Here is a 12,713-nt window from a genome sequence, read left to right on the forward strand (position 1 = left end):
CACGGCATGCCGTGGCGTTTTTGCTTCACTTCAGCGGTTCGTCGAGCCGCAGCGCTTAGCCTGCCGTCGCCGCCGAAGCCGCGACCGGTGCGCTCGCCGCACCGTAGTCGACCGGCGCGTCGGCGGGACGCGGCTGGTCGCCGTTGTGCTCGATCCAGCCGCCGCCGAGCGCCTGGTACAGCGTGACCAGGTTCTGCAGACGTTCCATGCGCGCGGTGACCAGCGCCTGCTGAGCCACGTACAAGGAGGTCTGCGCGGTCAGCACCGAAAGATAGCTGTCGACACCGTTCGTATAACGGAGGGTCGACAGATCCAGCCGGCGCTGCTCGGCCGCGACATCCCGCTCGAGCGCCGCGATCTGCTCGTCGTACGTGCCGCGCGCGGCCAGCCCGTCCGCCACTTCGCGGAAGGCCGTCTGGATCGCCTTTTCATACGTGGCGATCTGCACGTTCTTCTCGATGTTGGCGAGATCGAGGTTGGCCATGTTCTGACCGCCCTCGAAGATCGGCAGCGTGATCGACGGTGCGAAGCTCCACGCCGCCGAACCCGGCTTGAACAGCCCGCCGAGCGTCGGGCTCAGCGTGCCGGCGCTGCCGGTCAGCGTGACCTTGGGGAAGAACGCGGCGCGCGCCGCGCCGATGTTCGCGTTGGCCGCGAGCAGATTTTCCTCGGCCTCCATGATGTCGGGACGGCGCGTCAGCAGATCGGACGGCAGGCCCGCCGGAATATCCGTGAGCAGGCTCTGGTCGCTCAGCGGCAGGCCTGGCGCAAGATCAGCCGGCAACGGCTCGCCGATCAGCAGCACCAGCGCGTTGTCAGCCTGAGCCCGCAAACGCATCTGCGCCTGCAGGTCCGCGCTCGCGGTTTCGACAACCGTTTGCGACTGGCGCAGATCGAGTTCCGAACCGGTGCCGTTGTCGAACTGCAGCTTGGTGATCCGAAACGACTCCTGCGCCGTCTTCAGCGTGTTCTGCGTGACCTTCAGCAGATCGTCCAGTTCCAGCACCGTCATGTACTGGTTCGCCACCTGCGACACCAGCGCGATTTCCGCGGACTTGCGCGCCTGCGCGGTGCCGAGGTACGTGGCCAACGCCTGATCCTTAAGGCTCTGCACGCGCCCGAAGAAGTCGATTTCCCACGACGCGTTCAAGCCCACCGAATACGTGTTGCTAATCGTCGGGCCGTTGGGCAACGCCAGCAGATCGCGCGGCGTGCGCTGCCGGCTTTGCGAAGCCGCGGCGTCGAGCGTCGGGAACAGGCCCGCGCGCACGATACGGTACTGCGCCGCCGACGCCTGCATGTTCAGCACCGACACACGCAGATCACGGTTGTTCTTCAGCGCGATTTCGATCAGCTGCTGCAGACGCGGATCGACGAAGAAGTCGCGCCAGCCGATGTCGCCGGCAGCCAGGCCGTTCGCGCCGCGCGCGCCCTGCGCGCCCGGCTGCTGGTCGTACACGCCGCCCGTCGGGAAAGTCGCCGTCACGGGCGCGGCGGGCCGCTGGTAGTGCGGCGCCAGCGTGCAACCCGCGGCGAGCAGCGCGACCGCTACTGCAATCAAAGAGTGTTTTTGCATCTCAATGCCCATCCTTGCCCGAGCCATTGCCATCCGACCCGTCGGTCGTGCCACCCGCCGCGCCGCCTTGCGGATCGTGCGGATGGTGCTGTTCATAGTGGCGCAGCGCCTCATCCGGGTCTTCCTTCTCACCGCCGAACTTCGCGCGAATCACGACGAAGAACATCGGGATCATGAAGATCGCGAGGAAGGTCGCCGTCAACATGCCGCCGATCACGCCGGTACCGATCGCGTGCTGGCTGGCCGACCCCGCGCCGTTACTGATCGCGAGCGGCAGCACGCCGAGAATGAACGCGAGCGAGGTCATCAGGATCGGACGCAACCGCAGACGCGCCGCTTCGAGCGCGGCTTCGATCGGTCCCATGCCTCCACCCTGCTGCAGTTCTCGTGCGAATTCCACGATCAGAATCGCGTTCTTCGCCGACAGACCCACGGTGGTCAGCAGACCCACCTGGAAGAACACGTCGTTCTCGAGCCCGCGCAGCGTCGCGGCCAGCAGTGCGCCGATCACGCCGAGCGGCACCACCATGATCACCGAGAACGGGATCGACCAGCTTTCATACAGCGCCGCGAGACACAGGAACACGACGAGAATCGAGATGCCGTACAGGATTGGCGCCTGCGAACCCGACTGACGCTCTTGCAGCGACAGACCCGTCCACTCGTAGCCGACTCCCGCCGGCAGCTTGGTGACGATCTGTTCCATCGCCGCCATCGCCTGACCGGTCGACTTGCCCGGCGCGGCCGCACCCTGGATTTCCACCGACGAAATACCGTTGTAGCGCTCGAGCTTCGGCGAACCGTAGGTCCACTCGGTGCTCGCGAAGGCCGAGAACGGCACCATCGCGCCCGCGCCGTTGCGCACGAACCAGGCATTCACGTCTTCCGGTTTCATCCGGAACGGTGCGTCGCCCTGCAGGTAAACCTTCTTGATCCGGCCGTCCGTGTCGAGGAAGTTGTTCACGTACGACGAGGCCCAAGCGATCGAGAACGTCTGGTCGATCGAGGCAAGCGACACGCCGAGCGCCGAAGCCTTCTCGTGGTCGATGCTCACCTTGAACTGCGGCGTATCGTTCAGGCCGTTCGGACGCACCTGCGCGAGCGTCGGATCTTTCGCCGCCAGACCGAGCAGCATGTTGCGCGCTTCCATCAGCTTCGCGTGACCGAGACCCCCGCGGTCCTGCAGCTGGAAGTCGAAGCCCGCCGCGGTGCCGAGTTCAGGAATCGACGGCGGATTGACCGGATACACGACCGCGTTCTTGTAGCTGCTGAAGTGCATGAACAGACGCCCAACCAGTGCCTGCACTTTCTGGTCCGCGTGCTGACGCTGCGCGTAGTCCTTCATCCGCACGAACACGAGACCCGCGTTCTGGCCACGACCCGCGAAGCTGAAGCCGTTCACCGTGAAGGTCGATTCGACGATCGCCTTTTCGTCGTTCAGCAGGTAGTCCGACACGTCCTTCAGCGCGCGCGCGGTGGTTTCCTGCGTGGAACCCGACGGCGTTTGCACCAGCACGAACATCGTGCCCTGGTCTTCGTCAGGCAGGAACGACTTCGGCAGACGCACGAACAACAGCCCCACCGCGAAGATCACCACCATGTAGATGATGAGCCAGCGGCCCGAGCGCTTGATCACGTGGTGCACGCCAGAGTGGTATTTGTCGCGGCTGGTGTTGAAGGTACGGTTGAACCAGCCGAAGAAGCCGGTGGCTTTTTCGTGATGACCCTTCGGAATCGGCTTCAGGATCGTCGCGCACAGCGCCGGCGTCAGAACCAGCGCGACGAGCACGGACAGCACCATCGCCGCGACGATCGTCAGCGAGAACTGCCGGTAAATCGCACCCACCGAGCCGCCCGAGAACGCCACCGGCACGAACACCGCCGACAGCACGAGCGCCACGCCAACGAGCGCGCCGGTGATCTGGTCCATCGCCTTGCGGGTTGCCTCGCGAGGCGATAAGCCCTCCTCCTGCATCACCCGCTCGACGTTTTCCACCACCACGATCGCGTCGTCCACCAAAAGGCCGATCGCGAGCACGAGACCGAACATCGACAGCACGTTGATCGAGAAACCGACCACGCTCATGATCGCGAAGGTACCGAGCAGCACCACCGGCACCGCGATCGTCGGGATCAGCGTGGCGCGCAGGTTCTGCAGGAACAGGTACATGACGAGGAACACCAGCACGATACCTTCGAGCAGCGTCTTGACCACTTCCTCGATCGACAGGCGCACGAACGGCGTCGTGTCGTACGGGTACTGCACCACCAGACCGTGCGGGAAGTACTTCGACAGTTCGGCGATCTTCGTGCGCACCGCCTTCGCGGTGGCGAGCGCGTTCGCGCCCGTGGCCAGCTGGATACCGAAGCCTGCCGTCGGCTGACCGTTGTACTTGGTGTCGAAGTTGTAGTTTTCGCCGCCCAGTTCGACGCGCGCCACGTCGCGCAGACGCACCTGCGAGCCGTCCTGGTTCACCTTCAGCAGGATGTTGCCGAACTGCTCGGGCGTATTGAGCAGCGTGGCCTGCGTGATCGTGGCCTGCAGCACCTGCCCCGGCACCGACGGCGTACCGCCGAGCGAGCCGCCCGCGACCTGCACGTTTTGCGCCTGCAGCGCGGAGGAGACGTCGAGCGGCGTCAGGCCGAAGTTGTTCAGCTTGTTCGCGTCGAGCCAGATCCGCATCGCGTACTGCGAGCCGAACAGCGTCACCGTACCCACGCCGTCGATACGGCTGATCGGATCCTGAATGTTCGACGCCACGTAGTTCGCGAGGTCGTACTTGTTCATGCTGCCGTCGGTCGACACGAACGCCATCACCATCAGGAAGCTGCTGCTCGACTTCGTGACCTTGGTGCCGAGCTGCTGCACCGCTTGCGGAAGCAGTGGCGTGGCGAGCTGCAGCTTGTTCTGCACCTGCACCTGCGCGATGTCAGGGTTGGTGCCGGCCGCGAACGTCAGCGTGATGGTGGCCGTGCCTGAGTCGTCCGAGGTCGACGCGAGGTACAGCAGGTGGTCAAGACCACTCATCTGCTGCTCGATCACCTGCGTAACGGTGTTTTCCACCGTCTTCGCCGAAGCACCCGGATAGGTTGCGCTGATCTGGATGGACGGCGGCGCGATGGTCGGGTATTGCGCGATCGGCAGCGTGAACACCGACGCGATACCCGCGAGCATCAGGATGATGGCGATCACCCATGCAAAAATCGGGCGATCAATAAAGAACTTTGCCATGAGGCGGGCTCCCTGTTATTACGCGCCCGAAGCGGCGGAGGCAGGCTGAGCCGCGGGTTGACCTGTCTGGGCGCCGTTTGCGGCGGCCTCGGAAGCCGGGTTGCCGGGCAGCTGCGCCGGCACGGGCTTGACCTGCTGGCCGGGACGCGCCTTGTCGGTGCCCTGGACGACCACGCGGTCACCCGGCTTCAGGCCGTCCGAGACCACCCAGTACGAGCCGAAGGTGCCCGAGGTGACGAGCTGACGCAGCTCGACCTTGTTGTCGTTGCCGACGACGAGCGCGGTGGGCTGACCCTTCTGGTCGTGCGTGACGCCGACTTGCGGCACGATCAGCGCGTTCTGGTTGACGCCCTCGTCGATCTTCGCGCGCACGAACATGCCCGGCAGCAGCACGTGGTTCGGGTTCTTGAAGATCGCGCGCACCGTGACCGAGCCGGTGCCCTGGTCGACGGTCACGTCGGTGAACTGCAGCTTGCCCTTCTCGGAGTAGACGCGGCCGTCTTCCAGCACCAGCGTGACCTGCGCGGCGCCCGGGCCGGTCGTCTTGAGACGCCCTTCCTGCATGTCGCGGCGCAGCTTCAGACCTTCGAGGCTCGATTGCGTGAGGTCGGCGTACACCGGGTCGAGCTGCTGGACCGTGGCCATCAGCGTGGCCGCACTCTGCTGCACGAATGCGCCCGGCGTGACCTGCGACACGCCGATCCGGCCGGTCACGGGCGAGGTCACGTCGGTATAGCCGAGGTTGATCTGCGCGGTATCGACCGCGGCCTTGCCCGCGGCGACGTCGGCGGCGGCCTGGCCTTCGGCGGCGACCGCGTTGTCGTAGTCCTGCTTGCTGACCGCGTTCGCCGCGACCAGCACCTTGTAGCGATTGGCCTGCGCGGTGGTCGTCACCAGGTTCGCCTGCGCCTTCGCGAGCGATGCCTTCGCGTTGTTCAACGACGCGATGTACGGCGCCGGATCGATCTTGTACAGACGCTGGCCGGCCTTGACCTCACTACCCTCGGTGAACTCACGGCGCAGCACGATGCCGTCGACCCGCGCGCGCACCTGCGCGACGAGGAAGGCACTGGTACGGCCGGGAAGTTCGGTGACGACGGGCACGGTCGTCGGCTGGAGGGTGACGACGCCGACTTCGGGCGTCTGTGGCGGCGGGGCAGATTGTTTTGGTCCGCACGCCGCCAGCAAGATGGCAGCCGTCGCGGCACTGATTAAGCGGAATGGAACCCGTTCGACGCGCATGGAGCGACCTCTGTCAAAGACTGAGTAATGAAAAAGTGCGCGCATCCCTACCCCGGGGACGACAGCGCACACAAGCGTCTCGCGACGCTCGACCGGAAGCCCATGGATGCAAACCTGCGCCTGCAGGCACCCTGCTACGAATGCGCCATACCGGGGAATGCCGCGCAACGCCGCCGTTTGGCGGCCGCGAAAGCGCTTTCGAAAGGCAACAGTGACGGATATTAACCGCTCGTCACGGCTTGGGCTATCCGATCGTGGGGTGCTATTATATATACATTCATGAATGCATGTAAAAGTGCATTTATATCTTCCGAGGCTGGGGTACCGCAGATTCGCGTCGCAATTCGCTTCAGAAGTAGTCAAAGCGTCATCAGACTGACTTAAAACTGTCCGCATAAACCCCAGGATCAGCGCAGGCTACACCAATATGGTCAGAAGAACCAAAGAAGAGGCGCTGGAGACGCGCAACCGGATTCTCGACGCGGCCGAACTGGTCTTCTTCGAGAAGGGTGTATCGCGCACGTCGCTGGCCGATATCGCCCAGGCCGCGGGCGTCACGCGCGGCGCCATTTATTGGCATTTCGCGCATAAGAGCGAGCTGTTCACCGAAATGTTCGACCGCGTGCTGCTGCCGCTCGACGAACTGAAGGCGGCGTCGCTCGATCCCAACGAAGCTGACCCGCTCGGGCGACTGATGGAAGTCTGCATCGTCTGCCTGCGCGACACCGCCAACGATCCGCGCCGCCGCCGCGTGTTCGACATCCTGTTTCTGAAGTGCGAGCTGGTCGAAGACATGGGGCCGGTGATGGAACGGTATCAGACCAATATGCGCGAGGGGCTCGCGAAGATCGAGGGCGGTCTGCGCAATGCGATCTCCAAAGGCCAGATGCCCGCCGACCTCGACACGAAGCTTGCCGCGGCGATGGTCCACGCGTTCGTCGGCGGCTCGTTGCGCGACATGCTGTTTTTGCCCGACGCGACCGACTTCGGCGCGCATGCGCAGCAGATGGTGGAAGCGATGTTCGACGCCTTGCGCCTGAGTCCGGCGTTGCGCAGGAAGGCGGCGTAGAAGGCGCGCGAGGGTGACGGATTGGAACAGCGGGCGGTTCGGTGAACCGCCCGTTTCTGTTTTTGGACCGGACCACCGCCCCTGCGCCGGGTTCAGGCAACCGCCCGGCGCGCTCGCGCCGCCTGATTCGACGCATAGATGTTGCCGCGATCGAGCGGCGCGCCGCTCTTTAGCGCCGCGATCCATTGATCGGTGCTCGCGACCGCCGCGAAGCGCGACTGCAGCACCACGCTGAACACGCGATGAATCTCCTCCGCGCTCGCGAAGCCCGCGCTGTTTTCATACGGCACCGAGCCGGTTGCGTCGTGCAGGAACTCGACGGCGAGGCCAGCATGCACCGCGTGGTTGATCGTCGAGGCATCGCAATTGTGGGTCATGTAGCCGGTGACGCTCAGCGTATCGATCTGCCGGGCGGCGAGCCAGTCGCCCAGATCGGTCCCAGCGAATGCGCTCGGCAGCGACTTCTCGACGAAATGATCATGAGCGCGCGAGCTCACGACCGTGTGCAGTTCCGCGCCCGCGCTGCCGCGCGCGAACAGCGGCGAGGTGGCGGGCGCGACGTTCTGCACGATCACGACCGGCACGCTGGCGGCGCGCGCTGCATCGATCGCGCGACCGATGTTGGCGAGCGACGTGCGCACGTCCGGAAATTCGATCGGCAGGTCGCCGCTCACGTATTCGTTCTGCACGTCGATGACGATCAGCGCACGGCGCGGCGCGGGTGTGCTCATGGCAAGGCTCCTTGTCAGAAAAAGCGGTCGATGGTGCGCGCACAGCGCGGTGGCCGCGGCGCAACGGCAATGACGGCATTGTTGCTCCGCTGCCCGCCTGTCGACAGCGGCCCGAATGACAACCTTCGCTAGAATCGGGCCATACTTATGGCTTTCATGAGGCGCCCGGCATGACCACCTTCGCATCTTCCGACGACGTCTCCGATCAGGCGCCGCGCCACGTCGTCGCCGTCGTCGCGTTCGACCGCATCAGCCCGTTCCATCTGTCGGTGCCGTGCGTCGTGTTCGGCGAGGACCGTCGCGGCGGCGGTGTTCCCGACTTCGACTTCCGCGTCTGCGCCGCGGAGACAGGCGCGCTCGCGACGACCGCGGGCTTCTCGATCGCGGTCATACACGGACTCGAAGCGCTTGCCGACGCGCAGACGATCATCGTGCCGAGCTGGCGCGATCCCGCCGAAACCCCGCCCGCCGCGCTGCTCGACGCGCTGAGGGCCGCGCATGCGCGCGGCGCGCTGCTCGTCGGCCTGTGCCTCGGCGCTTTCGTGCTGGCCGCCGCGGGCATCCTCGATGGACGGCCCGCTTCGACGCACTGGGCCTGGGCCGACGACTTCGCGCGCCGCTACCCGCGCGTGCGGCTCGACGCCGACGTGCTGTACGTCGACGACGGCAACGTGCTGACCTCGGCCGGCACCGCCGCCGGCCTCGACTGCTGCCTGCACGTGCTGCGCAAGATCTGCGGCGCGCGGGTGGCGAACCACGTCGCGCGCCGGCTGGTCGTGTCGCCGCATCGCCAGGGCGGCCAGGCGCAATACGTGCAGCAGCCGATGCCGCCGAACCCGCGCGGCGATCGCCTGTCCGGCCTGCTCGACTGGGTGAGCGGCAACCTGGCCACGCCGCATACGCTCGACACGCTCGCCGCGCGCGCGTTGATGAGCCGCCGCACCTTCACGCGGCGCTTCCGGCTCGCGACCGGCACCACCGTCGGCGCGTGGCTGCTCGCGCAGCGGCTCGCGCGTGCGCAACAGCTGCTGGAAAGCACCGACGGGTCGGTCGAAGCGATCGCGGCGAGCGCCGGATTCGGCTCGGCCGCATCGCTGCGGCAGCATTTCGCGGACGCGTTTCGCACGTCGCCGAGCGCGTGGCGGCGGGGGTTTCGCGGGGATTAGATGAAGGCGGCGGGAGCACCGCTATTTCGTAGTGCGTCACCGGGATTTCGTAGTCGCGCGGGGATGTCTGTCGCGCGTTCCATCAGGGGCTGCGCGCGGCTCGCGGCCTCAATGCTCGCTGAACCAGCGCGCGACATACAACAATAGTGCGACCAGAAAGATCATCCCAGCCCACGCCCAGTACGGCACGACATGCTGACCCGGCTCGTGATGCGACCAGCTATGCGACGCGCTCGCCGCGCGCCCCGACAGCGCATGGCTGTGCTCGATGCGCGCTCGCCGCGCGATGCCGCCGAGCGTGATCGGCCGCAAAAACACGTACTGGCGACGCGGCGCCGTGCCACGCGCGCGGTTCGGCCCTTTGCCGTGCTTGGCGCGCACGACGGCGTCGAACTCGGCGAAAAAATCGTCGGCGATCTGACGCAAGGCGTTCTCGAGCTGGCGCGTCGGCAGCTCGGCTAGCGGTCCCGACGACGTTGCCCACAGTGTGTAGTCGATGCGCGTGCCGCGCTCCCGCCCCTCGTCCGCGCGCAAACGCACTTCGATCTGACCGCGCAACGCGCCGATGCCCTCGGCCAAGGCCTTGAAGTTGATGGTGCGGCGCTGCGCGTCCGCCGGGCCGGAATCCTGGCCGGCGACGTGCGCGCGCGCCTGATAATGCGCGCGCAACGGGCCGAGCGGCACGGTCATCGTCAGCGCGTATTCGCCGTGGGCGAGACGCACGAACGACTCGCAGTTGTCGAGGCTGGCACGCAACAGCGCGAGGTCCTGCAACGCGTCCCAGACCTCGGACGGCGCCAGCGGAATCCGTAACGCGTCGTTCAGTTCCATGACAACCTCCCCGATGAACGCGCCGACTGCGGGATCAGGACGTCTGATCGATGCGGTCGACGCGCGATGCGTAAAAAGCGAGATAGCCCTTGATGCGACTGACCGGCTCGAACGGCGCCTCGTAGCACCACACCGCGTTCTCGATCACGCCATCTTCGGTGCGCAGATGGAAGTACGACGCGTCGCCCTTGAACGGACAATGCGACGTGTGCGTCGAGCGTTCGAGCCGGGCCATGTTCACGTGCTCGCGCGGGAAATAGAACACGTCGGCGAGGCCGGTCTCCGATAGCGTCAGCGCGGCCTTGGTGTCGGCCATCGTCACGCCGCCGTGAATCACGCGCACGCGGTGACCGTTGTCGCGGATCACGATGGTATGGCCGTCCAGCCGTCCCGCAGATGTCGACGCATCGCTCATGTCCAGGCTCCGTGATGGGGTGGGTGCTGCACTGCCGGCTGTTGCCGCCGGAACGGCAAAGCCACGGGAGCTGCCCGTGGCTTCATTATCGGCCAAACTTCGGCCGATTGCGCAAGCTTGCTGCGCGGCGGCGGACCGATCGACCCGTTACTTCGCGTTCCAGATGAACGCGGATTTGACGTTGCCGTGCGCCGGCACGCTAACCGAGCGGGTTTGCTCGCTGTCGTTGTATTTCGCGTGCACCGTATAGCGGCCGGGGCTCAAGCGCACCAGCATGAACGGTCCGCGCGACGTCGTGTTCAGCACTTCGCCGTTATGGGCATCGACGATACGCACGTGCACATCCGCGAGAAACTCGGCGTTGGGTCCGGTGAAGCGCAACGTCAGTGGCCACTGGCTTTGCGCTTGTCGCAACGCCCTCGATTCGTCGAGGCCGACGCCGCCCGACACGTACGACACGTCGCCCTGCTGCTGGACTTGCGGCAGACCGCCGCCGTTGGTGTTGCCCGCGCTGGTGTTGTCGGTCGTCGAGCCACCGGTCACGCCCGCCTGCTGCGCGTACGCACCGCCCGCCAGTCCGAGCGCGAGCGCCGCGCACAGCGCGACGGCTACGATCCTTTGCTGATTGCGTTGGGTTTTCATCGGTTCGCTCTCCTTGTTGCAGTCCTTGCCCAGTCCCCGAACAGGCCCAAATCAAGGTCGAAGCAACCTGCGTGCCAACCATCCGGTTGCGTCGACTGGGCATGCGCGACCGTGGCAACAAGCCGCGTGGCGCGTTTCGCCCTGTCCGCGCTGCTCCCCGTAGCACGGGGCGGACAGGCGAAAAAAAACCGGTCCTTGCAGTAAATGCAAAGGACCGGCAATCGCTACTACAGCTCAAACTGGGATGGGCGATCCGTTCGAACCGCCCGGATACTGGATCAGCCGAGATCTACGGGCACGAAAATCTGCGCGTTATCCCGCTGGATCAGCAGCGCAATGCTGTTGCCTGCGCCCGAAATCATCTGCTTCAGCTGATCGATGTTCGTGACCGGACGGCCATTGACCGCGAGAATCACGTCGCCCGCCTGGATGCCGGCACTCGCCGCCGCGCCGCCTGCCTGCTGTACGAGCAGACCGTGCGACACCGACGCGCTGCTCTTCTCTTCCGGCGTCAGCGGCCGCACCGCGACGCCGAGACGGCCTTGCAACTGGGTCTGCTGATCGGTCTTGTTCGCCGACGCAACCTTTGCGTCCGAGAACGAGCCGATCGTCACCTTCACGTCCTTGCTGGCCTTATCGCGCCACACTTTCAGCGTCGCCGAGCTGCCCGGCGCGAGACCTGCGATCTTCGCCGGCAGATCCGTCGAATCGCTCACTTCGTCGCCATTCACCGACAGGATCACGTCGCCCGGCTGCAAGCCAGCCTTGGCCGCTGGCCCGTTGGCGTCGACCGAGCTGACCAGCGCGCCTTGCGGCTTCTGCATGCCGAACGACTCGGCGAGCGTCTGGTTCAAGCCTTGTACTGCGACGCCGAGGCGGCCGCGGCTCACGTGACCGGTCTTGACGAGATCGTCTTTGACCTTGATCGCCTCGTTGATCGGGATCGCGAACGACAGGCCCTGGAAGCCGCCCGTCTGCGAGTAGATCATCGAGTTGATGCCGATCACTTCGCCTTGCAGATTAAAGAGCGGACCGCCCGAGTTGCCAGGGTTCACCGGCACATCGGTCTGGATGAACGGCGTGTAGTTCTCGTTAGGCAGCGAACGCGACTTCGCGCTGATGATGCCCGAGGTCACGGTGTTGTCGAAGCCGTACGGTGAGCCGATCGCGACGACCCACTGACCAACCTTGCTTTGGCGCGGATCGCCAATCTTCACCGTCGGCAGATCGCTCGCGTTGATCTTCAGCACGGCGACGTCGGACTGCTTGTCGGCACCGACCACCTTCGCCTTGAATTCGCGCTTGTCGGTGAGCTTCACGGTGACGACGTTCGCGCCATCGACCACGTGCGCGTTCGTCAGAATGTAGCCGTCATTGCTGATGATGAAGCCCGAGCCGAGGCTCGCGCTCGGCTGGTCGGGCGCGTCTCCGCCGTCGCCGCCCTGCATGCCGGGCACGCCGCCGAAGAACCGCTTGTAGAACTGATAGAACGGATCGTTCGGATCGATCGGCAGCTGGTTGCCGTTGAGGTTGCCGCCATTACCACGCATCGCGGTTTGCTTGACCACGTGCTTCGCGCTGATGTTGACGACGGCCGGACCGTAGGTCTCGACGAGCCCGGAGAAATCGGGGATACCGGTTTTGGCGGCTGCTTCGGCTGGCATCATCGCGGCGGCTTGCGCCGGCGAGATGATCTGCGGTGCTGGCACGTCGCGATGGCCCGCCACATAGCCGGCTGAAAGCGCAGCGGCCACAGCTACCGCAACGGCGCCGCGGGACAAGGTTTTCGCGTTCATCATGAGCTCCTGA

The 12,713-nt window shown here is 65.5% G+C and carries 10 protein-coding genes; 2 read left to right on the forward strand and 8 right to left on the reverse strand.

Annotated elements, in window-relative coordinates; translation table 11 throughout:
- Positions 1–55: 55 nt before the first annotated feature.
- The 3 genes from OKW37_RS19895 to OKW37_RS19905 are packed head-to-tail and all read right to left on the reverse strand — an operon-like array spanning position 56 to position 6,050.
- Positions 56–1,576, reverse strand: a complete 1,521-nt coding sequence (locus tag OKW37_RS19895; RefSeq protein ID WP_184058296.1) for an efflux transporter outer membrane subunit — start codon at positions 1,574–1,576, stop codon at positions 56–58.
- A 1-nt stretch (position 1,577) separates the two neighbouring features.
- Positions 1,578–4,808 carry an efflux RND transporter permease subunit gene (locus OKW37_RS19900; protein WP_184058298.1) on the reverse strand — a complete coding sequence of 1,077 codons (3,231 nt, stop codon included), beginning with the start codon at positions 4,806–4,808 and terminating at the stop codon, positions 1,578–1,580.
- 18 nt (positions 4,809–4,826) lie between these two features.
- Complete coding sequence (locus OKW37_RS19905; RefSeq protein ID WP_184058300.1) at positions 4,827–6,050, reverse strand: efflux RND transporter periplasmic adaptor subunit; 1,224 nt, start codon at positions 6,048–6,050, stop codon at positions 4,827–4,829.
- A 427-nt stretch (positions 6,051–6,477) separates the two neighbouring features.
- On the opposite strand from OKW37_RS19905, the gene OKW37_RS19910 reads away from it, so the two are divergent.
- Entirely contained in the window at positions 6,478–7,119 is a 642-nt protein-coding gene (locus OKW37_RS19910; protein ID WP_184058302.1) for a TetR family transcriptional regulator, read from the forward strand.
- A gap of 92 nt (positions 7,120–7,211) precedes the next feature.
- Here OKW37_RS19910 and OKW37_RS19915 read toward each other — a convergent pair whose 3' ends face one another.
- On the reverse strand, positions 7,212–7,850 hold the full coding sequence (locus OKW37_RS19915; RefSeq protein ID WP_184058304.1) for a cysteine hydrolase family protein: 639 nt from the start codon (positions 7,848–7,850) through the stop codon (positions 7,212–7,214).
- A gap of 170 nt (positions 7,851–8,020) precedes the next feature.
- Between OKW37_RS19915 and OKW37_RS19920 the strand changes: the two genes are divergently transcribed.
- Positions 8,021–9,016 (forward strand): helix-turn-helix domain-containing protein, encoded by a 996-nt coding sequence (locus tag OKW37_RS19920; protein WP_429404560.1) that lies wholly within the window; start codon positions 8,021–8,023, stop codon positions 9,014–9,016.
- Positions 9,017–9,124: 108 nt separating this feature from the next.
- Here the strand turns inward: OKW37_RS19920 and OKW37_RS19925 are convergent, their stop codons facing one another.
- From OKW37_RS19925 to OKW37_RS19940, 4 genes are all read right to left on the reverse strand, one after another.
- Positions 9,125–9,847, reverse strand: coding sequence for a CoxG family protein (locus OKW37_RS19925; RefSeq protein WP_018421687.1), 723 nt, complete (start codon positions 9,845–9,847; stop codon positions 9,125–9,127).
- 34 nt (positions 9,848–9,881) lie between these two features.
- Positions 9,882–10,262 (reverse strand): DUF427 domain-containing protein, encoded by a 381-nt coding sequence (locus OKW37_RS19930; protein ID WP_184058309.1) that lies wholly within the window; start codon positions 10,260–10,262, stop codon positions 9,882–9,884.
- A 147-nt stretch (positions 10,263–10,409) separates the two neighbouring features.
- Positions 10,410–10,904, reverse strand: a complete 495-nt coding sequence (locus OKW37_RS19935; protein ID WP_184058311.1) for a carboxypeptidase regulatory-like domain-containing protein — start codon at positions 10,902–10,904, stop codon at positions 10,410–10,412.
- Between the two features lie 278 nt (positions 10,905–11,182).
- The gene (locus OKW37_RS19940) at positions 11,183–12,700 is read right to left on the reverse strand and encodes a DegQ family serine endoprotease (RefSeq protein WP_184058614.1); all 1,518 of its coding nucleotides are present in this window, start codon (positions 12,698–12,700) and stop codon (positions 11,183–11,185) included.
- Positions 12,701–12,713: the final 13 nt, after the last annotated feature.

The sequence above is a fragment of the Paraburkholderia sp. MM5482-R2 genome (assembly GCF_050436125.1).
In the GTDB taxonomy this organism is placed as follows: domain Bacteria; phylum Pseudomonadota; class Gammaproteobacteria; order Burkholderiales; family Burkholderiaceae; genus Paraburkholderia; species Paraburkholderia tuberum.

Coding starts and splice junctions, on each gene's coding strand:
- OKW37_RS19895 (WP_184058296.1), bottom strand. CDS start 1,576: ATGCAAAAACACTCTTTGATTGCAGTAGCGGTCGCGCTGCTCGCCGCG.
- OKW37_RS19900 (WP_184058298.1), bottom strand. CDS start 4,808: ATGGCAAAGTTCTTTATTGATCGCCCGATTTTTGCATGGGTGATCGCC.
- OKW37_RS19905 (WP_184058300.1), bottom strand. CDS start 6,050: ATGCGCGTCGAACGGGTTCCATTCCGCTTAATCAGTGCCGCGACGGCT.
- OKW37_RS19910 (WP_184058302.1), top strand. CDS start 6,478: ATGGTCAGAAGAACCAAAGAAGAGGCGCTGGAGACGCGCAACCGGATT.
- OKW37_RS19915 (WP_184058304.1), bottom strand. CDS start 7,850: ATGAGCACACCCGCGCCGCGCCGTGCGCTGATCGTCATCGACGTGCAG.
- OKW37_RS19920 (WP_429404560.1), top strand. CDS start 8,021: ATGACCACCTTCGCATCTTCCGACGACGTCTCCGATCAGGCGCCGCGC.
- OKW37_RS19925 (WP_018421687.1), bottom strand. CDS start 9,847: ATGGAACTGAACGACGCGTTACGGATTCCGCTGGCGCCGTCCGAGGTC.
- OKW37_RS19930 (WP_184058309.1), bottom strand. CDS start 10,262: ATGAGCGATGCGTCGACATCTGCGGGACGGCTGGACGGCCATACCATC.
- OKW37_RS19935 (WP_184058311.1), bottom strand. CDS start 10,904: ATGAAAACCCAACGCAATCAGCAAAGGATCGTAGCCGTCGCGCTGTGC.
- OKW37_RS19940 (WP_184058614.1), bottom strand. CDS start 12,700: ATGAACGCGAAAACCTTGTCCCGCGGCGCCGTTGCGGTAGCTGTGGCC.